The sequence below is a fragment of the Variovorax paradoxus genome (genome assembly GCF_030815975.1).
GTDB classification, from domain to species: domain Bacteria; phylum Pseudomonadota; class Gammaproteobacteria; order Burkholderiales; family Burkholderiaceae_C; genus Variovorax; species Variovorax paradoxus_N.
The window spans coordinates 4,223,404-4,246,923 of record NZ_JAUSXL010000002.1 but is presented as its reverse complement, the minus strand read 5'-3'; the positions used below and the strand labels follow the sequence as shown (position 1 = coordinate 4,246,923).

At 68.7% G+C, this 23,520-nt stretch carries 11 protein-coding genes and 1 tRNA gene; 5 read left to right on the top strand and 7 right to left on the bottom strand.

Annotation, left to right across the window (positions count from 1 at the left end):
* Window positions 1-29: 29 nt before the first annotated feature.
* From QFZ47_RS23625 to alaS, 5 genes are all read right to left on the bottom strand, one after another.
* Window positions 30-833, bottom strand: a complete 804-nt coding sequence (locus QFZ47_RS23625; protein WP_307658998.1) for an SDR family oxidoreductase — start codon at window positions 831-833, stop codon at window positions 30-32.
* Window positions 834-851: 18 nt separating this feature from the next.
* Window positions 852-1,835, bottom strand: a complete 984-nt coding sequence (locus QFZ47_RS23620) for a Bug family tripartite tricarboxylate transporter substrate binding protein (RefSeq protein ID WP_307657951.1) — start codon at window positions 1,833-1,835, stop codon at window positions 852-854.
* 217 nt (window positions 1,836-2,052) lie between these two features.
* Window positions 2,053-3,309 carry a D-amino acid dehydrogenase gene (locus QFZ47_RS23615; RefSeq protein WP_307657950.1) on the bottom strand — a complete coding sequence of 419 codons (1,257 nt, stop codon included), beginning with the start codon at window positions 3,307-3,309 and terminating at the stop codon, window positions 2,053-2,055.
* A gap of 57 nt (window positions 3,310-3,366) precedes the next feature.
* A complete protein-coding gene (locus QFZ47_RS23610) occupies window positions 3,367-4,398 on the bottom strand; it encodes a 2-dehydropantoate 2-reductase (protein ID WP_307657949.1) in 1,032 nt (343 codons plus the stop codon).
* Window positions 4,398-7,022: an alanine--tRNA ligase gene (gene alaS / locus QFZ47_RS23605; RefSeq protein WP_307657948.1), complete on the bottom strand. Its 2,625-nt coding sequence runs from the start codon at window positions 7,020-7,022 to the stop codon at window positions 4,398-4,400. The genes QFZ47_RS23610 and alaS overlap by 1 nt, the downstream gene beginning before the upstream one ends.
* A 237-nt stretch (window positions 7,023-7,259) precedes the next feature.
* On the opposite strand from alaS, the gene QFZ47_RS23600 reads away from it, so the two are divergent.
* The 3 genes from QFZ47_RS23600 to QFZ47_RS23590 all read left to right on the top strand — a co-directional run bounded on the left by QFZ47_RS23600 (window position 7,260) and on the right by QFZ47_RS23590 (window position 8,889).
* Window positions 7,260-8,081 carry a ferritin-like domain-containing protein gene (locus tag QFZ47_RS23600; RefSeq protein WP_307657947.1) on the top strand — a complete coding sequence of 274 codons (822 nt, stop codon included), beginning with the start codon at window positions 7,260-7,262 and terminating at the stop codon, window positions 8,079-8,081.
* Between the two features lie 128 nt (window positions 8,082-8,209).
* Window positions 8,210-8,743: a hypothetical protein gene (locus QFZ47_RS23595; protein WP_307657946.1), complete on the top strand. Its 534-nt coding sequence runs from the start codon at window positions 8,210-8,212 to the stop codon at window positions 8,741-8,743.
* 72 nt (window positions 8,744-8,815) lie between these two features.
* A tRNA-Gly gene (locus QFZ47_RS23590) sits at window positions 8,816-8,889 on the top strand.
* 35 nt (window positions 8,890-8,924) lie between these two features.
* Here QFZ47_RS23590 and QFZ47_RS23585 read toward each other — a convergent pair.
* Together QFZ47_RS23585 and QFZ47_RS23580 are read right to left on the bottom strand one after the other, a co-directional pair.
* Entirely contained in the window at window positions 8,925-9,182 is a 258-nt protein-coding gene (locus QFZ47_RS23585; protein ID WP_307657945.1) for a hypothetical protein, read from the bottom strand.
* Window positions 9,183-9,413: 231 nt separating this feature from the next.
* Window positions 9,414-10,187, bottom strand: coding sequence for a TIGR04325 family methyltransferase (locus QFZ47_RS23580; protein WP_307657944.1), 774 nt, complete (start codon window positions 10,185-10,187; stop codon window positions 9,414-9,416).
* Window positions 10,188-11,121: 934 nt separating this feature from the next.
* Between QFZ47_RS23580 and QFZ47_RS23575 the strand changes: the two genes are divergently transcribed.
* Window positions 11,122-18,513 (top strand): amino acid adenylation domain-containing protein, encoded by a 7,392-nt coding sequence (locus QFZ47_RS23575; RefSeq protein ID WP_370880608.1) that lies wholly within the window; start codon window positions 11,122-11,124, stop codon window positions 18,511-18,513.
* Window positions 18,510-23,516, top strand: a complete 5,007-nt coding sequence (locus QFZ47_RS23570; protein ID WP_307657942.1) for a non-ribosomal peptide synthetase — start codon at window positions 18,510-18,512, stop codon at window positions 23,514-23,516. Before QFZ47_RS23575 ends, QFZ47_RS23570 begins: the two co-directional genes overlap by 4 nt.
* The last annotated feature ends 4 nt before the right edge of the window (window positions 23,517-23,520 follow it).

Below are 23,520 nucleotides of genomic sequence, written 5' to 3'. Positions count from 1 at the left end.
TTCACTCCATTCGTCGGAAAAAATTTGAGTCAGTGCATCGCAAAGCCACCATTGACGGCCAGCAGCTGGCCCGTCACGAAGCGTGCGAGGCCGGAAAGCAGGTACAGCGTGGCGCCGCAGACGTCGGCGGCCTGCTGCTCGCGCGGAATGGCGCGGCCTTCAAGGTACTTCTGGTGGCGCGCCATCGGCACGTATTCGGTGGCTTCCACCAGCGTGAGGCCGGGCGCCACGGCGTTGACGGTGATGTTGTCGCCGCCCCACTCGCGCGCCAGCGAGCGGGTCATGGAAATGACGGCGCCCTTGCTCGACGCATAGGCCAACAGGTTGGGCGCGCCCCACAGCGCGGTGTCGGACGCGAGGTTGACCACCGCGCCGCGCCCGCTGGCCGCGAGCGCGGGCCGGCAGGCCCGGCCCATGAGCCAGGTGCCGCGCACGTTGACGTTCATCACGCGGTCCCAGGTGTCGATCTCGAGCTGGTGCGCATCGCGTCCGCCCGAGTTGGTGATGGCTGCGTTGTTGACGAGGCCGTCGAGCCCGCCAAGCAGGCGAACCGCCTCTGCCGCGCAGGCTTCGATCGAGGCCGGGTCCGACAGGTCGACGGCCAGCGCATGCGCCTGGTGGCCGGCATCTCGCAGCGCCTTGGCTTCGCTCTCGGCCAGTTCGCCGAGGATGTCGGCCAGCACCACCTGCGCACCGGCCGCCGCGATGCACTGCGCAAAGGCAAGCCCAAGCCCGCGCGCGCCGCCGGTCACGAGGATGCGGCGGCCTGCCAGCAGGTTGGCGGGCAGTTCGGCCAGCAGGGCCTGCAGGCTCGATGGATCGGGAACGGCCATGAGTTCGGTCATGCTTTTTCAGTCGGCCTGGATGCCGAGCTCCTTGATGACCTTGCCGAAGCGCTCGAAGTCCGCGGCGTTGATCTTGCCCAGCGCGTCGGCGCTGCCGCCCACGGGCGTGGTGCCGAGAACGGCCATGCGCGAGACGATGTCGGGCATCTTCAGGATCTCGTTGAAGTGGCCGTTGAGCGTCTTCACGATCTCGGACGGCAGGTTGCGCGGGCCCCAGAGCCCGTTCCAGGCCGTCACTTCCACGTCCTTGTAGCCGAGCTCCAGCAGCGTCGGCACCTTGGGCGCGAGAGCCGAGCGTTCGCGCGATGCCACCGCGAGCGGCAGCATCTTGCCGTTGGCGAGGTACGGCGCCACCGGGCCCAGCGTGATGAAGGTGGCCGGCACGTGGCCGCCCAGCACGTCGTTGACCGCGGGCGCCACGCCCTTGTAGGGCACGTGCCCCAGGTTCACGCCCGCGGCGCGGTTGAACATCTCGCCCAGGATGTGCATCGGCGAGCCGCTGCCCGGGCTCGCATAGGTCAGCGGCTTGCCGGCCTTGGCCGCGGCCACCAGGTCCTTCACGCCCGTCATGCCGCTGGCGCTGCTCGCCACCAGGAACAGCGGCAGGCTGCCGGTCTGCACGATGGGCGTGAAGCCGTTCAGCACGTCATAGCCCGAAGCGCCGCCCGTCTTGAGCACCAGTTGCGCAATCGAGAACGTGCTGGGCGCGAGCAGCAGCGTGTAGCCGTCGGGCGGCGCCTTCGACACATAGGCGCTGCCGATGAGGCCGCTGGCGCCGGGGCGGTTGTCGATCACCACGGGCTGGTTCACACGCGCCGACAGCTTCTCGGCAAAGAGCCGCGCCAGCGCGTCGGTGTCGCCGCCGGCCGGATAGGCGACAACCAGCGTGATCGGCTTGCTCGGATAGCTGTCGGCCCGGGCGAGCCCGGTGGCGCAGGCGGCGCCCAGTGCGACGGCGGCTGCAATGGCTTGGCGGCGTGTGGATGGCATGGTGTTCTGGGGATGATCTGCTTGTTTCACTAATGAAACAATGATTTATTAATGGAACGAGACGAAGAATACCGAGTACGAATGGCTTCGTCAATCTAGGTATAAACCCTTAAAACAGACCACGCGCGATCCAGCCCGCCGCCTTGTTGGCGGAGGGTTCTCAAACGGTTTCGGATTGGGCCGGGGCTCTGCCCCGTGTCGCGCCGCGCTGCCCGGCTCACGCGCCGTAGCGCGCCACCGTCAGCCCTTCCATGTCGATGGCGGGGCTCCTGCCGTCGATCAGGTCGGCCATCACGCGGCCCGTGCCGGCCGCCATGGTCCAGCCGAGCGTGCCGTGGCCGGTGCTCAGCATCAGGTTCGGAATCCGCGTGGCGCCGATCACCGGCGTGCCGTCGGGCGTCATGGGACGCAGGCCGGTCCAGAAGGAAGCGTCGCCCACATTGCCGCCCTTCGGAAAGAGGTCGGTCACCACGTGCTCGAGCGTGTCGCGCCGCTTCGCATCGAGCCGCAGGTCGAAGCCCGAGAGCTGCGCGGTGCCGCCCACGCGGATGCGGTCGCCGAGCCGGGTGACAGCCACCTTGAAGGTCTCGTCCATCACGGTGGATTCCGGCGCGCCACTGGCATCGGAGATGGGCACGGTGATCGAGAAGCCCTTGACCGGATACACCGGCAGGTCGATGCCCAGCGGCTTGACCATGGCGGGCGTGTAGCTGCCCAGCGCCGCCACGTAGCGGTCTGCGGTGAAGCGGCCGGCATCGGTGTTCACGGCAATGACGCCGCTGGCACCGTGCTCGATGGCCTGAATGGCCACGCCGAAGCGGAACTTCGCACCGGCCGCCTCGGCCAGCACAGCCAGCGCCTGCGTGAACTTGAAGCAGTCGCCGGTCTCGTCGCCCGGCAGGCGCAGCCCGCCGACGAACTTGTTCTTGACCGCCGCGAGCGCCGGCTCGTACTGCACGCAGCCTTCGCGGTCGAGCACCTGGTAGGGCACGCCGGAGGCCTGGAGCACTTCCACGTCCTTGGCAATGCCGTCGAGCTGCTTCTGGGTCCGAAAGAGCTGCAGGGTGCCGAGCGCGCGTTCGTCATACCGGATGCCGGTGTCGGCGCGCAGCGCCTTCAGGCAGTCGCGGCTGTACTCGGCAAGCCGGACCATCCGGCCCTTGTTGAGCTCGTAGCGCGCCTGCGTGCAATTGCACAGCATCGCCAGGCCCCAGCGCCACATGGCCGGATCGAGCATGGGCTTGATCACCAGCGGGCTGTGCTGCATGAGCATCCACTTGATGGCCTTGAGCGGCACGCCGGGCCCGGCCCATGGCGCGGAGTAGCCCGGCGACACCTCGCCCGCGTTGCCGAAGCTCGTTTCGAGCGCGGGAGCGGGCTGGCGCTCGAGCACCGTCACATCGTGGCCGGCGCGCGCCAGGTAGTACGCCACCGAGGTGCCGATGACACCGCTGCCGAGGATCAGAACCTGCATGAGAACACTCCCTTGAAACCACACGCACCGATGGCCCGAGAGGGTACAGCGTCCGCGCTACAGGCCCAGTGCGTCTTGCAATTGCCGTGCCGTCCAGCGCCGGGGCTGCGCCGGCCATTCTTCGAGCAGCGCGAACATCCTTGCGTTGCGCGGCGCCTCCAGGTCCTGGTCCTGCGCAAGCCGCACGACCTCGCCGCTGAGCGCATCGATTTCGGTGCGGCGCCCGAGCGTCAGGTCGTCGGCCATGCTCGAGCGGGCCTTGGCGTCGATGCGCAGCATGCGCGCCGCGACGATGCGAAACAGCCAGTCGGGCAGCCGCAGCACCGCAGACAGCCGCTGCGCCGGCACCGCCGCCACCTGCGCCGGCGCAATGCCGGCGCTGCCCAGCACGCCGAGCGCTTCGTCGATCAGCGCCGCGAAGCAGCGCCGGTAGCCGCGCTGCAGCAGTTCGTCGCGCAGCGGCAGGCCCGACAGCGCATTGACCGGGTTGTTGAGGTTGAGCAGCAGCTTGCCCCACTGCACGGGCAGCAGGTCAGGGTAAAGGTCGAGCGGCACGCCCGCGCGCTCGAACACCGGCAGCCAGGGCCGCAGCGCCGCATCGTCCTGCGCCGCCAGGCGGCCGGCCGTTCCGCGGTGGAAGGCACCGGGCCCGATCTCGGCCACGTTATACGGCACCATGCCCGGCAGCACCTGGAGCGTGGGCCCCACGCGCGCAGCCGCGGCGCAGTTCGAGATGCCGTTCTGCAGCGAGACGACCAGCGTGCCCGCGGGCAGCGCAAAGGCCAGCTCGGCGGCCGCCGCGGCCGTGGCGCCGCTCTTCACGCACAGGAGCACCAGCGCCGGCATCGCGCCCACGGGCACCTGCTCGCTCAGGCGAAGGCTCGCGGCCGGCAGGCGATGCGCGCCGCCTTCCAGGTCGGTGAGCGCCAGGCCGTGTTCCGCCAAACCCTGCAGCACGCGCGGACGGCCGACGAAGGTGACCGGCACACCGGCCGCCGCCAGGCTGCCGCCCACAAAGCAGCCGATGGTGCCCGCCCCCATCACCAGCACTTCGCCGGGAGGCCGGTCGGGCACCTCGGCTTGGGCCATCAGGTGCGTTCCGCCACCCAGGCCTGCACCGATTGGAGCGCTGCGGGCAGGCCCGCGGCATCGGTGCCGCCGGCCATGGCCATGTCGGCCTTGCCGCCGCCCTTGCCGCCCACCTGCTGCGCGACGAAGTTGACCAGCTCGCCGGCCTTGACCTTGCCGACCGTGTCGCTCGTGACGCCCGCGGCCACCTGCACCTTGGCGCCGTCGACCGCGGCCAGCACGACCACGGCCGTCTTGAGCTTGTCCTTGAGCTTGTCCATGGTGTCGCGCAGCGTCTTGGCGTCGGCGCCGTCGAGCTTGGCGGCCAGCACCTTGATGCCGTTGACGTCGACCGCCTGCGCCAGCAGCTCGTCGCCCTTGGACGATGCGAGCTTGCCCTTGAGCGAACCCACCTCGCGCTCCAGCGCCCTCACCTGCTCCAGCACCTGCACGAGGCGGCCCTGCAGCTCGGCCGCGGGCGACTTGAGCGTGGCGGCCACGCTCTGCACCGTGGCTTCGAGGTCTTGCAAATAGCCGAGCGCATTGGCGCCCGTGACGGCCTCGATGCGGCGCACGCCGGCGGCCACGCCGCCTTCGCTCACGATCTTGAACAGGCCGATGTCGCCGGTGCGGCCCACGTGGGTGCCGCCGCAGAGTTCGCGGCTGCTGCCGATGTCGAGCACGCGCACGCTCTCGCCGTATTTCTCGCCGAACAGCATCATGGCGCCGGTCTTCTGGGCCGACTCCATGTCCATCACGCGCGCATGCGTTTCGGTGTTGGCCAGGATCTCGGCGTTCACGCGCTTCTCGATCTCCAGGATCTGGTCATGCGTGACGGCCGCGTTGTGCGCGAAGTCGAAGCGCGTCTTGTCGGCATCGACCAGCGAGCCCTTCTGCTGCACGTGCGTGCCCAGCACTTCGCGCAGGACCTTGTGCATCAGGTGCGTGACCGAGTGGTTGCGCATGGTGGCGGCGCGGCGCGCGGTGTCGACCGCGGCCTTGACCGTGTCGCCCACCTTCAGCGTGCCCTGGGTCTGCGTGCCGTGGTGGCCGAACACGTCGGCCTTGATCTTCTGCGTGTCTTCCACGCCGAACTGCACGCCTTCGGCCACCAGCACGCCCTGGTCGCCCACCTGGCCGCCGCTCTCGGCATAGAACGGCGTGGTGTCTAGCACCACGATGCCGGGCTGGCCTTCCTTCAATTGCTGCACGGCCGCGCCTTCGAAGTACAGCGCCACGACCCTGGCGTTTTCTTCCAGGTGTTCGTAGCCGGTGAAGACGTTGCCCGCGCCGCCATATTCGACGTTGCGGTCCATCTTGAACTTGCCGGCAGCGCGGCCCGCGGCCTTCTGCTTTTCCATCGCGGCGTTGAAGCCGGCTTCGTCGACGCTCACGCCGCGCTCGCGGCACACGTCGGCCGACAGGTCGAGCGGAAAGCCGTAGGTGTCGTGCAGCTTGAAAGCGACTTCGCCCGGCAGCGTCTTCGCATCGCCGGCCAGGGCCGCGTCGAGAATTTCCATGCCGTTGGCCAGCGTCTCGAAGAAGCGCTCTTCCTCGGCCTTCAGGATTTCGGTGATGCGCTTTTCGTCGACCTTGAGCTTCGGATAGGCATCGCCCATCAGCTTGACGAGGTCGGGCACCAGCTTGTGGAAGAACGGCTTCTTCTGGCCCAGCTTGTAGCCGTGGCGGATGGCGCGGCGCACGATGCGGCGCTGCACGTAGCCGCGGCCTTCGTTCGACGGAATGACGCCGTCGGCCACCAGGAACGAGGTGGCGCGGATGTGGTCGGCAATCACGCGCAGCGAGTTGTTGCCCAGGTCTTTCTCGCCGGTTTCGCGCGCAGCGGCCTTGATGAGCGCATCGAAGATGTCGATCTCGTAGTTGCTGTGCACGTGCTGCAGGATCGCGGCCAGGCGCTCCAGGCCCATGCCGGTGTCCACGCAGGGTGCGGGCAGCTTCCTGACCGAGCCGTCGGGCTGCATGTCGAACTGCATGAACACGTTGTTCCAGATCTCGATGTAGCGGTCGCCGTCTTCGTCGGGCGAGCCGGGCGGGCCGCCGGGGATCTCGGGGCCGTGGTCGTAGAAGATCTCGGAGCACGGGCCGCAGGGGCCGGTGTCCGCCATCATCCAGAAGTTGTCGGACATGTAGCGCCCGCCCTTGTTGTCGCCGATGCGCACCACGCGCTCGGGCGGCAGGCCGATTTCCTTGGTCCAGATGTCGTAGGCCTCGTCGTCCTCGATGTAGACCGTGGCCCAGAGCTTTTCGGCCGGCAGCTTGTAGACCTTGGTGAGCAGCTCGAAGGCCCAGGTGAGCGATTCGCGCTTGAAATAATCGCCGAAGCTCCAGTTGCCCAGCATCTCGAAGAAGGTGTGGTGGCGCGCGGTGTAGCCCACGTTCTCGAGGTCGTTGTGCTTGCCGCCGGCGCGCAGGCAGGCCTGGACCGAGGCGGCGCGCACGTAGGGGCGCTTGTCTTCGCCGAGGAACACGTCCTTGAACTGCACCATGCCCGAGTTGGTGAACATGAGCGTCGGGTCGTTGCCCGGCACCAGCGAGCTCGAGGCCACCACCGTGTGGCCCTTGGAAGCGAAGAAATCGAGAAAGGTCTTGCGGATGTCCGCGACCGTGATTGTGGGCTGGCTCATCTTTGGATTTCGTCTTCTGTCGAGGGCGGCCTGGCAATGGCGACCCTCTCGTCGAACCCACGGCGTCGAACCGACCTGACTGCTTGATTTGCTTGAACAATCGATTATAGGTTTGGCCACCGGGCCGCGCCCCCGCCCGGTGCCGCGCGGACGCCAAAGCTAATATGGGAATTAGCGCGCAGAACCAAATGCGCCCGGCTTCGTCCCATTCATTTCAACCTGAATCAAGGAGCATGCATGGCAGGCCATGAGGCGGCGCACTGGAAGATCGAGGATCTGGATTTCTCCCGCATCGCGCGCGCGGAGGTCCGCCAGGACGACAACCTTTTCTACCTCGTTGCCTGCGCCTCGTTCGTCGAAAGCGGCTCGGACCTGTACACCCAGAACCTGGTCGACTTCTTCCGCGGCGACGACGAAGTCACCGGCTGGCTCACCCGCCAATGGGAAGCCGAGGAACTGCAGCATGGCAGGGCCCTGCGCGCCTATGTGTCCCACGTCTGGCCCGAGTTCGACTGGGAAGGCGCCTACCGCGGCTTTCTGGAGGAATACGCCACCTATTGCAAGGTAGAACTCCTCGCCCCGACGCGGGGGTTGGAGATGGCCGCGCGCTGCGTGATCGAGACCGGCACCGCCAGCTACTACCGAGCCCTGGCGCGCAGCACGGCCGAGCCGGTGCTGCGCGACCTGGCGAGCCGCATTGCGGCCGACGAGGTCAGCCACTACAAGCACTTCTACCGTTTTTTTCGGCGTTACCGGCAGCAGGAAGGGCTGGGCCGTTTCCGCGTGCTGGGCACCATCGGCCGGCGCACTCTGGAACTCAAGAGCGAGGACGCCGACTGCGCCATCCGCCACGTGGTGCGCGCCCGCGCCCCCGAGCGCGCCGCCGACACCGCCTATGTCCAGCAGTTGAGCACGCGCATGAACAGCACCGTGCGCACCCACCTGAGCCCGGGCGCCACGCTCAAGATGCTGATGCGGCCGCTGGAACTGCCGGCCGGCGTGCAGGCCGTGGTGCAGTACCCCATCAGGCAGTTCATGGAACACGTGTTCCTGCGCTGACAGGGGCCCGACTGCAAACTTTTTTTGCAATCTGTGAAAGAGTTCACACTTTTGACCTCCTGAGCGCCTTCACTTGCGGGTTCGGCAAGGGGATGCTCCGCCCTTTGCCAACCAATGTGAGCGGAGAAATGGTCCAACAGGTCATTCACAACGCGACGGTCACGTTGCAGTTGTCTTTCTACTTGAGCGTCGGCGAGAGGGTCGAAGCGCTTCGGGCCGCCGGCATACCGGTCGATGAAACGGGAAACGCGACAGCGGGTTACCTGTTCGTGCGGACCACGGGGCCCGTCTGCAGGAGAAAGAACACCTATCGCTGGTTTGCGACCGGCGTCGGCGCACAAGCCGATGCTGCGGATGCGCCGCCGGGGCCGGCATGGGCGGGAGCGCGCGCGGATGCGACCGGCAGCAGCCCCCCCGCCGGCTCGTCCGCGATGGAGCATGTACCCACCACCGTCATGTATCTGAGGTTGTGGAAGGAGCTGGAGCAACGTTCCCGCGAAGCGGCGTGCGACCTGCACAGGAAGCAGATCGCCTATTTCCGCGACCAGGGCCCTCCGCCCGACGCGCTGGATCAACAGCTGATGCGGGAAACGATGGAAGCTGCGAGCAAGTGCCTCGCGGCAGTGAGGGGACAGAACGACCCGTCGGTTTTTCGAAGGTAACTTTCGCGGCATAACCGCAACCGTCGACCGGTGCCAAACCTCTGCGGACTGACGGTAGAATCCGCGGCTGCTGCGGGTGTAGTTCAATGGTAGAACTTTTGCTTCCCAAGCAAATAGCGTGGGTTCGATTCCCATCACCCGCTCCACAAGCCCGGCCGGATCCGCGCGGCTTCCGCGCCACTCACAAGCGCCGTGCGAGCTTCGACCGGCTCTCCTCCGTCCGCATCCTGTTGATCTCGGCGATGCCATCCTTGGTGATGCGCATCACGATGGCATTGCGCGCATTCTTGTATTTGCCGGAGTCATCCAGCGCCGGCGCTATTTCTGCTTCGATCAGGCCGGTCGCCTTGAGGATCGACACATGTCGAACATCTTCGGGAGTCACCACTTTCTTGGGCAGCGCGGCGTGTTGAAGGCTCATCAGGAAAGTCAGAGGCATGCGGATCCCTCGATTGCTGTTGTTGTTGCAAATGTTCCTTTGCGTGAGATTCGAAAAAAGTATTTCCCTGGCGCGTCGGCTTGTCGGACGCAAGCCAGCCGCGGTGTAGCAAAGGCGCCAACTTAAGCACTAAAGCGAGGAAGCCCTCCAGAGGGAGGGCCGGGGGGGGACTCGGGCTGCCGAGGCTGGCGTAACCACGGTGCCGAGTGCCAGATGGTACCTAGGTACCTACTATCCTGCCAGATCGAAGCAGCAGCCCGCGTAGTACGGCTTGTCGCCGCCATCGACGAACGGCACCTCGATGGGCTTGCCTTCGTTGCGCCAGGCATCGCGGCGCTTGTAGCCGGCGTCCCTGAGCTCGGCCCACAATTCCTCGACATGCTGGATGCGGTAGGGACAGAACGCGATGCCGATGCTGTTGATGGTGTAGATCGTGCGTTCGGGGTGGACGGCCGTCGTGTTCAGCACGATGCGCTTCGGCTTCTCGGCGAGCGTTGCCAGGGTCTGCGCGATGCGCTGCGGCAGGTACTGCAGACTGCCCGAGGCATACAGCAGGTCGCAGCCGCTGGCGTCGGCGTAGTCGGTGGTGAAGTCCAGCTGCGCGGTGGCCTCGCGCTGCACGGCCAGTTCCTTCCCCGTTTGCACCACCCCGGGCACGTCGCAGACCGTCCAGCGCAGGCCGTCGGGGTAAGGCAGGACACGGCGGAACGCGTAGTACTTGATTCCCACGTGGCCGCCCAGGTCGAACACGCGCCGCATGCCCTCGTCGAACGATCTCGCGAGCCAGAAAAGGCCGGGATAGTCGTAGAAGTAGATCTGGTGGCTGTAGAGCTCGCCGGCCCCCTTGGCGTTGCTGTAGCCCACGGCCTTCGACTCCGGTGCGCCGGCCTCCGCGGCGGCAAAGCTCTCGAAGGAGCCCATGAAGAGGTTCTCGGTCTCGTTGACCAGGAATTTGCGCCGATAGGCTTCGACGCGGTGACGCAAGGGCAGCAGGTTGGGAAGCATGAGCTGGTTTCCTCTCTTTGGCTGAAAGACCACCACCCCGCAGCGCCTGGGCAACCGTTCGGCGCTGCGCGGAGAAATGCGAAGCCCGAATCCTAGCGATTCGGGTGCCGCGCGAAAGAACTTCTTCGCATCGCGCCGTTAAAAAAAGGCACTTTTCGGACTTGCTGCGGAGCTACAGGTTCCGAATTGCAATCAGAATGCCGCAAATCCTATTGATTTATTAAGTTTACAAAAAACTGGGCCTGACTCCGTTCGGCCAATGAGGCAGGCAACCACCCCGGGGTTACACAATCCCGGGGCTTCCCCGTGGATATCTTCATATTCACCCAAAGCCAAGGCAATTAATAGCTACCTTGCCTTGGGCGGGTAGCGATTACATCCGTTGCGCTTCGCAGCCCCGCCAAATCAGCTTCCGGTCAACAAGCTGCGGTAACCGGCGCAGGCGCTACCGGGCAGCCGGCACTCCCCTGTTTCGCCTCTACCTCGCCTCCCCATTTTGCAGACCTATTCGGCTTGCGCAGCAGCGGTTTGCCATGTTTTCGGCAGGCGCTTTGTCATGGTCGCAAGCGGTGCGGGCGGGGGCGCTTGTCTCCCTCTAGAGGGGGCGCATTGCTCATGCGCGACTGCGGCGCAATTTCTACAGTGACTTCCCTGGGCCAATGCTTTCCGAGCAAACGCCCTTCACCGCAGATCGGGCGAATCGAGGAAAGCCGGTGGAAATAGCCGCTAGCTACCCTGTTCGAGCGATATGAGGTAGTACGAACATGTAACGAATGATTCTGGAATGTAACCCAACAAACTTTGGTCAACACCGCTCTCAGCAAAGCCTCTAGGATTGCCCCGAAATAGAAACTAACGTACTAATCTCTTGATTGGCTAATTGCTGGTTTCCGTACCCAAATTTATTGCATGCATTATTTATTTCATTTTCTCCATGAAAATTCAATTAGCCGATCCGGCGCAATTCGCGCCCCCCCGATTTTCACTGGATGATCTGATTGTTTCGCGCCCCAATTCGGAAGCGCCGGACGAACGGATCCAAAGCTCGGTGGCACTCGGGGAGCAGAACGCACAGCGCTGGAAGCAATGGCTCGGCACGACCGGCCAGTTGCCAGACACCCTCTTCGCGGCGGCGTGGCTGCTGCTCCAGGCGCGCTGGCTCGGCGAGCGGCAGCCGGTGTTGCACGAAGCGTCGACGAACGCGCCGGCCACCGATCGAACGGCCGTCGCCGCGGCCTTCGATCCGGCCCAATCGGCCCGCGACTGGCTGGCCTCGCTCGACCAGGAGCGGCGCCAGGCCTCCGCCGCAGGCTCGCCGGAGCCGAGCGTTCTCTGGCTGCGCGGCGACATCGGCGCCGGCGAGGTCCAGGCCCCCCTCCTTCTCTGGCTGAGCACCGCATCGGACTCGCCGCGCCTCCATGCCAGTGCGGCAGCAAGCCTTCTGGACGCGGCATCGGCGCAGCAGCTGCTCGCGGCCATCGCCGACACCGCCGCCGATGTGCTCGACCGGGCCGACAGCCCTCTCGGCGACATCCGCACCCTGCCTTCCGCCGACCGCGAGCACCAGCTCGCCGACTGGAACACGGCGCCCGCTCCCCTTGACCGGACCCTCACCGTGGCCGGCATGTTCGCCCGCCATGCCGCGGCCGCGCCCGACGCCATTGCGCTCGCGCAAGGCGACGCGCAGATGAGCTACGGCGAACTCGAACGCCGCTCCGATCGGCTCGCGCACCGCCTGCAGCACCAGGGCGTGCGGGCGGGCCACAACGTGGGGCTGGTGCTCGAGCGGTCGATCGAGGCCGTGGTGGCGCAGCTCGGCATCCTCAAGGCGGGCGCGGCCTATGTGCCGGTGCCGACGGACTTCCCGCCAGAACGGATCGCCTACATGCTCGACGAGGCGAATGCGCGGCAGGTGGTCACCATGTCGGCGCAGGGCCATCTCGTTCCCGCGTCCCGGGCGCTGCTGCTGCTCGATGAAGACGACGAGACCGAACTCGCGCCCTGGAGCGCTCCCGCCATCGATGGCGAATCGGTGGCGTACGTGATGTACACCTCGGGCTCCACGGGCACGCCCAAGGGCATCGAGATCTGCCACCGCGCGATCCTGCGCCTGGTGGTCGGCGTCGACTATGCGGACCTGGCCCCGGGCCGCAGCGTGCTGCACGCCGCGCCGCTGGGCTTCGACGCCGCCACCTTCGAGATCTGGGGTCCGCTGCTCAACGGCGGCTGCTGCGTGGTGCATGGCGAGCGCGTGCCCACGGGCGCTGGCCTGGCCCGCACCATCGCGCGCCACCAGGTGCACACCGCCTGGCTCACGGCCGCGCTGTTCAACGCGGTGATCGACGACGACCCGGCGCACCTCTCGGGCCTGCGGCATCTCGTCACCGGCGGCGAGGCGCTCTCGGTGCCGCACGTGCGGCGCGCACTGGCCGCGCTCCCGGCGCTTGCGCTCAGCAACGGCTACGGGCCGACCGAATGCACCACCTTCGCGGCCACCTGCCGCATTCCCGCCGCGCTGCCTGCCGACCTGCGCTCGGTGCCGCTCGGCCGGCCGATCAAGGACACCGTGCTGCGCGTGCTGAGCCCCTCGCTGGACCTGCTGCCGACCGGCCTGGTGGGCGAGCTGTGCATCGGCGGGCACGGGCTGGCACGCGGCTACCTGCGTCAACCCCAATTGACCGAAGAACGCTTCGTGCCCGATCCGTTCGGCGCACCGGGCGAGCGCCTCTACCGCACGGGCGACCTCGCGCGCTGGCTGCCCGACGGCACCATCGAATTCATCGGCCGCCGCGACGGCCAGGTCAAGATCCATGGCCACCGCATCGAGACCGGCGAGGTCGAGGCGGCCATCCTCGCGCACCCCGCCATCCAGGCCTGCGCCGTCGATGCGCGGCCCGACGCCGATGGCCAGCTGCGCCTGGTGGCCTACCTGGTCGCGCGCTCGCACAGGCTCTCGTGGGATGCGCTGCGCGCGCACCTCGCCGCGCGCCTGCCCGCGGCGCTGCTGCCCTCCGCACAGGTCTGGCTCGCGCAGCTTCCGGTCACGCCCAACGGCAAGCTCGACCGCCGGGCGCTGCCCGAACCGGCGGCCGAGCGCCCCGATCTCGTGCAGCCCTTCGAGGAAGCGCGCAACGCCGCCGAGCAGCGCGTGTGCGAAGCCTTCGCCCGCGCGCTGCACATCGAGAAGGCCGGACGCAACGACAACTTCTTCGACCTGGGCGGCGACTCGATGCGCGTGCTGCAGGTGCTGGCGGAATTGCAACGCGACAGTACGCAGCCGCTGTCGACCAATCTCTTTTTCCGCCATCCGACGCCGAGCGCCATGGCGGCGCAGTTGGAACCCGCCGCCGATGCGGCACCGGCGCCCGCCGCCGCACCGCGCGCACCGCAGCCGCACGCTGCGCCCGATTCCGACCTGTCGGAGGCCATTGCACTGATCGCCACCGCGGGCCGCTTTCCGGGCGCCGCCGATGTCGAGCAGTTCTGGGACAACCTGGTGGCCGGCCGCGACACCATCAGCTTCTTCGATGACGACACGCTCGATGCCGGCGTGAGCGAAGCCTTGCGCAATGACCCGGCCTACGTGCGCGCCCGCGGCGTGATCGAAGGCATCGAGAACTTCGACGCCGCCTTCTTCGGCATCGGCCCGAAGGACGCCGCGCTGATGGACCCGCAGCAGCGCGTGTTCCTCGAGATCTGCTGGGAATGCCTGGAGCGCGCGGGCTATGTGCCCGACGCCGCGCCCGGCCCGGTGGGCGTGTATGCCGGCATGTACAACGCCAGCTACTTCCAGCGCCACGTCGCCACCCGGCCCGACTTGGTCGAAGCGGTGGGCGAGTTCCAGGTGATGCTGGCCAACGAGAAGGACTACATCACCACGCGCGTGGCCAACCGGCTCAACCTCACGGGGCCGGCGGTGAGCATCCATACCGCCTGCTCGACTTCGCTGGTGGCCGTGGCCCATGCCTTCCATGCGCTGCGCACCGGCCAGTGCTACATGGCGCTGGCCGGCGGCGCCTCCGTCACCTGCCCGCCGCGCAGCGGCTACCTGTACCAGGAAGGCTCGATGCTCTCGCCCGACGGGCGCACGCGCAGCTTCGACGCGCAGGCCCAGGGCACGGTCTTCAGCGACGGCGCCGCGGTGGTGCTGCTCAAGCGCCTGGCCGACGCGCAGGCCGACGGCGACACCATCTATGCGGTGCTGCGCAGCGCCTGCGTCAACAACGACGGCGGCACCAAGGCCAGCTTCACCGCGCCCAGCGTGGACGGGCAGGCCGCCGTGATCCGCGCAGCGCTGGCGGCGGCCAACGTGGACGCGCGCAGCATCTCGTACGTCGAGGCGCACGGCACCGCCACGCCGATGGGCGACCCGGTCGAGGTCGAGGCGCTGGCCTGCGCCTATGGCGAGCACACCGGCGCGCTGGGCTACTGCACGCTCGGTTCGCTCAAGAGCAACGTGGGCCACATGGTGACGGCCGCGGGAGCCGCAGGCCTGATCAAGGCGGCGCTCTCGCTGCACCACGAAGCAATTCCACCGACCGCGCACTTCAGCGCGCCGAACCCGGCGATCGACTTCGCGCGCACACCTTTCTACGTGACCGGCAGCCTGCAGCCGTGGCCGCGCGCCGGCGAGCCGCGGCGCGCCGGCGTCAGCTCGTTCGGTGTGGGAGGAACCAACGCGCACGTCATCATCGAGGAAGCACCCGCACGGCCCGCCTCGGCCAGCGCCGCAGGGCCGCAGGTGCTGCCGCTCTCGGCCCGTTCGGAAGCCGCGCTGGCCGTGGCCACGGAGCAGCTGGCCGCGCACCTGGACGCAACGCCCGGCCTGCCGCTGGCCGATGTCGCCTACACGCTGGGCGTCGGCCGCAAGGCCCATGCCTTCCGCCGCGCGGTGGTGGCCGGCGATGCCGCGCAAGCCGTGGCCGCGCTGCGCGCGGGCGACAGCCCGTGGCGCGCCAGCGGCCGCGTCGATGCGCGCGCGCCGCAGCCGGTGTTGATGTTCCCGGGCCAGGGCGCGCAGTACGCCGGCATGGGAAAGATGCTGCATGCCGGCGACCCGGTGTTCGCGGCAGCTTTCGACACCTGCCTGAAGGCCTTCGGCAGCGCGCTGGATTTCGACCTGCGCGAGCGGATGTTCGGCGACGACCCGCAGGCGCTGGTGCCCACCGCCGTCACGCAGCCCGCCATCTTCGCCATCGAATACGCGCTGGCCCGCCGGCTGCTCTCGCTGGGCGTGCGCCCGCACGCGCTCATCGGCCACAGCGTGGGCGAGTTCGTGGCCGCGGTGCTCGCCGGCGTGATGCGGCTGGAAGACGCCGCCCGCCTGGTGGCACGCCGCGGCGCGCTCATGCAGGCGCAGCCCGCGGGCGCGATGCTGTCGGTGCGCCTGGGCGCGGCCGAACTCTCGGCGCGGCTCGGCCCGCTGCTCTCGCTCGCGGCGGACAACGGCCCCACGGCCTGCGTGGTGGCCGGGCCTTTCGACGCGATCGAAACCCTGCGCGCCTCGCTGCAGGAGGAAGACATCGCAAGCCGCCAGCTGCAGACCTCGCACGCCTTCCATTCCGCCATGATGGATGCCGCCGTCGCGCCTTTCGAAGCGCTGGTCGGCGAAGTGGCGCTGCACCCGCCGACGGTGCCGATCTTCTCCACGCTCACGGGCCGCCTGCTCGAGGACGCCGAGGCCACCAGCGCCGCCTACTGGGCCCGCCACCTGCGCAGCACCGTCCAGTTCTCGCCCGCCGTGCGCAGCGCCATGGCGCAGGCGGCGCGCCCGCTCTTCGTGGAAGTGGGCCCCCGCAACACGCTGGCCACGCTGGTGCGCCAGCACGGCGCGGCCGAAGTGATGCCGCTGCTGCACGGCGAGCCGGCCGACGAGGCCCGCACGCTGCGCCTCGCGCTGGCCCGCCTCTGGACATGCGGCGCCGACGTCGAGCTGTCCCGGCTCGCCGTTCGCATCGGCGCACAGCGCGTGCGCCTGCCCACCTACCCCTTCGAACGCAAGCGTTTCTGGGTCGACATCGCAGCGGCCGCGGCGAGCCCGGCCATGGCGTCGCCGGTTGCGTCGCCGGTTTCGCCGCCGGCCCTGCTGCCCGTTGATCCACCCACGCCCGCGCTCTTCGTTCCACCCCCCTCCTTGGAGCCGATCGTGACAGCTGCAGCGCCCCCGCCACTTCCTTCACCTGCTTCCACTGCGCCCACCGAGTCCATGGATGCGCGCTTGCGATCCTTGTTCGAGGACATCTCCGGCATCGACATGATGCAGGCCGAAGGCCACGCCGCCTTCGGCGAGCTGGGCCTGGATTCGCTCACGCTGACCCAGGTTGCCACGCAGATCAAGAAACGCTTCAAGGTGAACCTGAGCTTTCGCCAGCTCATGGAGAACTACCGCAGCTTCGACAGCCTGTCCGCATTCCTGCGCGAAAGCCTGCCGCCCGAGCCCGTGGTTGCGGCCGCGCCGGCATCCACCGCTGCGGTGCCGCTGCCACTGCCGATGGCCGCGCCGGTGCAGGCGGCCGCCGCGCAGCCGCCGGCCGCGTTCCTGCCCGGCGTGACCGCACCGGCCGTGGGCGGCGACATCGGCAGCGGGCCGATCGTGCAGCTGGTTGCGCAGCAGATGGAATTGATGCGGCGCCAGCTCGCGCTGCTCTCGGGCGCGGGCATGGAGATGCCGATGGTCGTGCCCGCCGCGCCGGCCGCTGCCGCTGCCACCGCCGCCATCGCGGCGCAACCCTCCACCGACGAACCCGCCCCGGCCAGGGAGCCGCAGCGCTACGACGTCGCCAAGGCCTTCGGCGCCATCGCGCGCATTCACACCCAGCGCACCGCCGAGCCGAGCGGCCGGCAGAAGGCCCGGCTCGCGGCCTTCGTGCGGCGCTACGTGGAGCGCACGCAAAAGAGCAAGCAGTTCACCGAAGCCAACCGCCCGCACATGGCCGACCCGCGCGTGGTCAACGGCTTCCGCCCGCTGACCAAGGAGATCACCTACCAGATCGTCGTCGAGCGCTCGAAGGGCTCCAAGCTCTGGGACCTGGACGGCAACGAATACGTCGACGCGCTCAACGGCTTTGGCATGAACATGTTCGGCTGGCAGCCCGACTTCGTGCAGGAAGCGGTGCGCCGGCAGCTCGACGCGGGCTACGAGATCGGCCCGCAGCATCCGCTGGCCGCCGAGGTTACCGGCCTCATCTGCGAACTCACGGGCTGCGACCGCGCCGCGCTGTGCAACACCGGCTCCGAAGCGGTGATGGCCGCGCTGCGCATCGCCCGCACGGTGACCGGGCGCAGCACCGTGGTCGTGTTCACCGGCTCCTACCACGGCACCTTCGACGAGGTGCTGGTGCGCGCCGGCAAGGGCGGCAAGGGCCTGTCGGCCGCGCCGGGCGTGATGAGCGGCATGTTCGGCGACATCCGCGTGCTGGACTACGGCACGGCGGAGGCGCTGGCCTTCATCCGCGAGAACGCCGACGACCTGGCCGCCGTGCTGGCCGAGCCGGTGCAGAGCCGCCGGCCCGACTTCCAGCCGCGCGAGTTCCTGCAGGAAGTGCGCGCCATCACGGAGAAGAGCGGCACCTGCTTCATCTTCGACGAGGTCATCACGGGCTTTCGCGTCGGCCTCGGCGGCGCGCAGGAACTGTTCGGCGTGCGCGCCGACCTTGCCACCTACGGCAAGGTGATCGGCGGCGGCTTTCCGGTGGGCGTGATCGCCGGCAAGCGGGCCTTCATGGACGCGCTCGACGGCGGCGCCTGGCAATACGGCGACGACTCGATCCCGGGCGTCGGCGTGACCTACTTCGCCGGCACCTTCGTGCGGCACCCGCTCGCGCTGGCCGCGGCCAAGGCCTCGCTCACGCACCTGAAGGAAGCCGGCCCGTCGCTGCAGACCGGCCTCACGGGAAGCACCGCCGCCATGGCCGACGAGCTCAGCGCCTGGTGCCTCGAGGTGGGCGCGCCCATCGCGATCCGCCAGTTCGCCTCGCTCTGGCGCGTGAGCTGGCTCGAAGACCATCCGCTGCAGGACCTGCTGTTCGCCATGATGCGCAGCCGCGGCGTGCACATCCTGGACAACTTCCCCTGCTTCCTGACCAGCGCGCACAGCGCCGAGGACATCGCCACCATCCAGCGCGTCTTCAAGGAGTCGGTGGCCGAGATGCAGGAATCGGGCTTCCTGCCGCGCCGCGCGACGGTGGTCACGGGTTTCGACTACCGCAAGCGCTGCGAGGAAGACGGCTCCGTCCTCGCCCGCGACGTCGACGGCCAGCCCTTCTGGTACGTGCCCGACACCGCGAGCCCCAACACCCATCTCATCAACGGAAAGGCCGCAGCATGAACGCCGTTCTTCGCCCCGCCGCCGCCGCCGGCGGCCTCATCGAATGCGTCATACCGACGACCGAATCGCAGCGCGAGATCTGGCTCGGCGCGACCATGAGCACCGAGGCCTCGCTGGCCTACAACGAATCGGTGCTGCTGCACTTGCGCGGACCGCTGGACACGGAGGCCATGGCACGTGCCGTGGCCCGGCTGGTCGAGCGCCACCAGGCGCTGCGCGCCACCATCTCGCCGGACGGCAGCTGCATGCTGGTCGGCCGGCCCGGCGAGGGCCTGCTCGAGCAGCAGGACCTCAGCGGCCTCTTGCCCGAAGCCCGCACGCAGGCGCTGAAGGCCGCGCACGACGACGCAGTGTGCACGCCCTTCGCGCTGGAGCACGGTCCGCTGTTCCGGGCGGTGCTCTACAGGCTGGGCGAGGCCGAGCATGAACTCGTCATGTCGGCCCACCACGTGGTGTGCGACGGATGGTCCTGGATGGTCATCACCGAGCAGCTCGGCCATCTCTATGCCGAGGAGGCCGGTAACGGACAGCCGCTGAAGGCCGCGCCCACCTATGCCGACTTTGCCGCGCAGGAAGCCGCCGAAGCCGCACACCCCGACATGCAGCCGCACGTGGACTACTGGCTGGAGCGCTTCGCCGGCGGCACCCTGCCGGTGCTCGAACTGCCGGTGGACCATCCGCGCCCCGCCGCGCGCACTTTCCATTCGCAGCGCACCGAGCGCCTGCTCGACCGCCGCCTGGTGAGCGCCTTGCGCTCCGTGAGCGCGAAGACCGGCGCCAGCCTGTTCGCGGGCCTGTTCAGCGGCTTCGTCAGCACGCTGCACCGGCTCACGGGGCAGGACGACATCGTGGTGGGCATTCCGGCGTCGGGCCAGGTCGCGCGCGACATGCCCGGCCTGGTGGGCCACTGCGTGAACCTGCTGCCGCTGCGCGTGGCCGTCCACGGGCAGCTTCGCTTCGATGCCCTGCTGAGCGAATGCAGCACCACGGTGCTCGACGCCTTCGAGCACCAGGCGCTCACCTATGGCGCGCTGCTGGGCAAGCTGTCGCTGCAGCGCGACCCAAGCCGGCTGCCGCTGGTGAGCGTGGCGTTCAACGTCGACCCCGACGTTGCGAGCAGCGCGCAGACCTTCCCGGGCATCGAGGTGGCGCAGGACACGATTGCGCGCCAGTACGAGAACTTCGAACTCTTCCTGAACCTTCGCCCGCTCGAGGGCGGACTGCAGATCGAGGCGCAGTACAACACCGACCTGTTCGACGAGGCCACCGTGCAGCGCTGGCTCGACATCTTCGAGTGCGTGCTTCGCTCGGCCGTGCGCAACCCGGGCGAGACGGTCGGCCGGCTCGAGGTGCTGTCGGCCGAGGCCGCGAAGGAATTGATCGCGCTGCAGCCGCCGCACACGCCGCTGGAGAGCGCGCCGCATGCGCTGGCGCGCTTCCTGGCACGCGTGCCGCTGCAGCCCGAGCGTCCCGCGGTGCGCGACGGTGCGCGGGTCTGCAGCTATGCCGAGCTCGACGCCGAGTCCAACCGCCTGGCGCGGGCGCTGCGCGCGCGCGGCGTTCGCCGCGGCGAGCGCGTGGGGCTGTGCCTGGAGCGCAGCATCGAGATGGTCACCGCGCTGGTGGCCGTGCTCAAGGCGGGCGCGGCCTATGTGCCGCTCGATCCCGGGTTTCCGCAGGCACGGCTCGAGCACTACGCCAAGGACGCCGGGCTCTGCCTGCTGCTGACCTCGTCGGACATCGCGGCGGCGCCTCGCAACTGGCGCGCCGACGCGGCCGAGCGGGTGTTCGAGATCGACCGGCACAGCGCCTGGCAGCAGGAAAGCGGCGAGCCGCTGCCGCCGAGCGGCGACGATGCCGGCCCCGACGACGGCGCCTACGTGATCTACACCTCCGGCTCCACCGGCGTGCCAAAGGGCGTGTGCGCGCGGCACCACTCGGTGGTGGTCCTGCTGCAGTGGATGCAGCGCAAATCGGGCCTGAGCGCGAACGACCGGATCGCCGCGGTGACCACCCTGTCCTTCGACATGGCGGTGCCGGACCTGCTGCTGCCGCTGTCGGGGGGCTCCGAGATCGTGATGGTGCAGCGCGAGGTGGCCATGGACGGCAACCGCCTGTGCCGGCTGCTCAAGGAAGAGCGCATCACCTTCCTGCAGGCCACGCCCGGCATGTGGCAGCTGCTGCTCGACGCCCAGTGGCCCGGCGCGCCCGGCTTCCGCGGCTGGACCGGCGGCGAGCCGCTGCGCCCCAGCATGGCGTTCGCGCTGTGCGAGCGCATGGACGAGTTCTGGAACGGCTACGGGCCGACCGAGACCACCGTGTACTCCACGGCCTGGCTGGTGCGGCCGGACATCGTCGCCTCGCGCGGCGTGTCGATCGGGCACCCGGTCGACAACACCGAGATCTGGATCCTCGATGCCGACCTGCAGCCCTGCCCGATCGGCGTGCCGGGCGAGATCTGCATCGCGGGCGATGGCCTGGCGCTGGGCTACATCGACCGTCCCGAACTCACGGCCGAGCGCTTCGTCGCCGCCCGCATCTTCGGCAGCCCGAAGACGGTGTACCGCACCGGCGACCGCGGCCGCTGGCGCAACGACGGGCTCATCGAGCACCTGGGCCGGCTCGACTTCCAGCTCAAGGTACGGGGCTACCGCATCGAGCCCGGCGAGATCGAGGCGCGCTGCTGCGAAGTGGCCGGCGTGTCGCGCTGCGTGGTGGTGGCGCGCGAAGACAGCCCCGGCGATGTCCGGCTGGTGGCCTACCTTGCGCTGACCCCGGGCGTCGACTTCGAGCTCGACGTGCTGATGGCGCACCTGCGCGAGCACCTGCCGGCCTTCATGCTGCCGCAGCACGTGGTGGCACTGAACGCGCTGCCCACGCTGCCCAACGGCAAGGTCGACCGCGTCTCGCTGCCCGCGCCGCAGGCGGTGTCGCGCGACGAGGCGCGGCGCGGCGCCGGCCCGCGCACCGAATGCGAACGCAAGGTGCTCGCCACCATGGAAAAGGTGCTGAGCCTGCCGGGCCTGGACATGCGCGACGACTTCTTCACGATGGGCGGCCATTCGCTGCTGGCCTCGCGCCTGACCACGCTCTTGAGCCGCGAATTCCAGATCACGCTGCCGCTGCGCTCGCTGTTCGAGGCGCCCACGGCCGAAAAGCTGGCCGCCGTGGTCGAGGGCCTGCAGAACGCGGGCGCCGGTGCGCAGGCACCGCTGCCCTGCCGCATCGATCGCAAGACGGCACCGCTGACGCCATCGCAGGAGCGCATCCGCTTCATGGAAGACCTGCACCCGGACCGCTCGGTCTACAACGCGCCCGCGGCCCAGCGCCTGACCGGCGTCTTCGATGCGGAGCGCTTCGAGGCCGCGTTCAAGGAAATCATCCGCCGCCAGCCCGCGATGCGCACCCGCATGGGCACCGATCCGCACACGGGCCAGCCGGCCCAGCTGATTTCGGAGTCGGTGGAATTCTCGCTGCCCTTCATCGACCTGCGCGACCTGCCGGCCGACCAGCGCGAAGCCGAGCTGGCCGAGCGCATGCAGGAGCTCGCCGACCGGCCGATCGACATCCACCGTGCGCCGATGCTGCATGCCGCGGTGTTCCAGCTCGACGTGCATGAGCATGTGTTCGTGTTCGTGCCGCACCACCTGATCTGGGACGGCTGGTCCTTCGACCTGCTGCAGCGCGAGCTCTCCGCCATCTACGACGCGGCCGAGCGCGGGCGGCCCCACGGCCTGGCGCCGATCGCCACCACGCAGGGCGACTATGCGGAATGGCTGGCCGGCTGGATGAGGGAGCCGTCGTTCCAGGACCAGCTCGACTTCTGGCTCAAGCGCTTCTCGAGCGCGCCGATGCCGCGCCTGCCCAACACCGACATGCCGCGCCGCGCGGGCAAGAGCGGCCAGGGCGGCGCCCACTGGATCCGCGTCGATCTGGCCACCACGCAGCAGCTGCGCAAGGTCGCGCGCGACATGGACGTGACGCTCAGCATGCTGACCTTCGGCGTCTACGCGCTCGCCATGAGCCGCATCGTAGGTTCCGAGGCGATCGTCATCGCGAACCCGGTGCGCGGCCGGCAGCAGCCCGAGACCGAGGACGTGATGGGCTTCTTCACCAACGTGCTGCCGGTGTCGCTGCAGGTCGGCCTGCAACAGCCGCTCGCGGACTTCATGCGCTATGTGAAGCGCGAGCTGCTCGCGCTGATGAACTACCAGCAGGTGCCGTTCGAGCGCCTGATGGCGGAGCCCTCGCTGGGCTCGCGCATCAGGGCGGTCGGGCCTTACCAGGCGATGTTCTCGTTCCAGGACGCACGCGACCGCGCGCGCCGGCTCGGCAGCCTGCAGACGCGGCAACTGCACCTGATGCAGCGTGGCGCCACCGACGACATCGGCGTGTGGCTGATGGACAAGCCGCACGGGCTGGAAGGCGCGCTGATCTACAACGCGGACATCTACCTGCGCGAGACCGGGGCGCAGCTGCGCGACCGCTATCTCGAACTGCTGCAGCGGGTGGCCGATCATCCCGAGGCCTCGCTGGCCGAGCTTGCGAGCGAAGAAGGCTCCGCCAGCGCCGCCTACCTGCACAAGCTCGCCGCCGTCGATTCGCTCAGGGCTGCGGCGCCGGTGGATGCGCCGGCCGGCGCGGCCAGGGCGCAGGACACCATCCTGAACCCCGAGCATGCGCGGCTCGCGCAGATCTGGGCCTCCGTGATCGGGATCGATGTCAACGACATCCGCTCGAGCGACAACTTCTTCGACCTCGGCGGAGATTCGCTGCTCGTGCTGCGTGCGATCCAGCAGGCCGAGAAGACGCTGGGCTACCACGTGAATTCGCGCCGCTACCTGTTCGAGAACCTCGGGCAGATCGCCTCGTCCGCGCACCAGGCCGCGGAGGACGCCGAGCTCGCGGATCTCGGCAAGCTGCCGCTCGGCAACCTGAAGAGCGCGGCGCATGGCGAGGGCCTGCTGAGCCGCGCCTTCGGCAGCTGGCTGCGCAAGGAGTGATCCA

Bases quoted from the DNA above. Each gene is read 5' to 3' on its own strand.
- QFZ47_RS23620 (WP_307657951.1), bottom strand. From the start codon at position 1,835: ATGCCATCCACACGCCGCCAAGCCATTGCAGCCGCCGTCGCACTGGGC.
- QFZ47_RS23595 (WP_307657946.1), top strand. From the start codon at position 8,210: ATGGTCCAACAGGTCATTCACAACGCGACGGTCACGTTGCAGTTGTCT.
- alaS (WP_307657948.1), bottom strand. From the start codon at position 7,022: ATGAGCCAGCCCACAATCACGGTCGCGGACATCCGCAAGACCTTTCTC.
- QFZ47_RS23585 (WP_307657945.1), bottom strand. From the start codon at position 9,182: ATGCCTCTGACTTTCCTGATGAGCCTTCAACACGCCGCGCTGCCCAAG.
- QFZ47_RS23615 (WP_307657950.1), bottom strand. From the start codon at position 3,309: ATGCAGGTTCTGATCCTCGGCAGCGGTGTCATCGGCACCTCGGTGGCG.
- QFZ47_RS23580 (WP_307657944.1), bottom strand. From the start codon at position 10,187: ATGCTTCCCAACCTGCTGCCCTTGCGTCACCGCGTCGAAGCCTATCGG.
- QFZ47_RS23600 (WP_307657947.1), top strand. From the start codon at position 7,260: ATGGCAGGCCATGAGGCGGCGCACTGGAAGATCGAGGATCTGGATTTC.
- QFZ47_RS23575 (WP_370880608.1), top strand. From the start codon at position 11,122: ATGAAAATTCAATTAGCCGATCCGGCGCAATTCGCGCCCCCCCGATTT.
- QFZ47_RS23625 (WP_307658998.1), bottom strand. From the start codon at position 833: ATGGCCGTTCCCGATCCATCGAGCCTGCAGGCCCTGCTGGCCGAACTG.
- QFZ47_RS23570 (WP_307657942.1), top strand. From the start codon at position 18,510: ATGAACGCCGTTCTTCGCCCCGCCGCCGCCGCCGGCGGCCTCATCGAA.
- QFZ47_RS23610 (WP_307657949.1), bottom strand. From the start codon at position 4,398: ATGGCCCAAGCCGAGGTGCCCGACCGGCCTCCCGGCGAAGTGCTGGTG.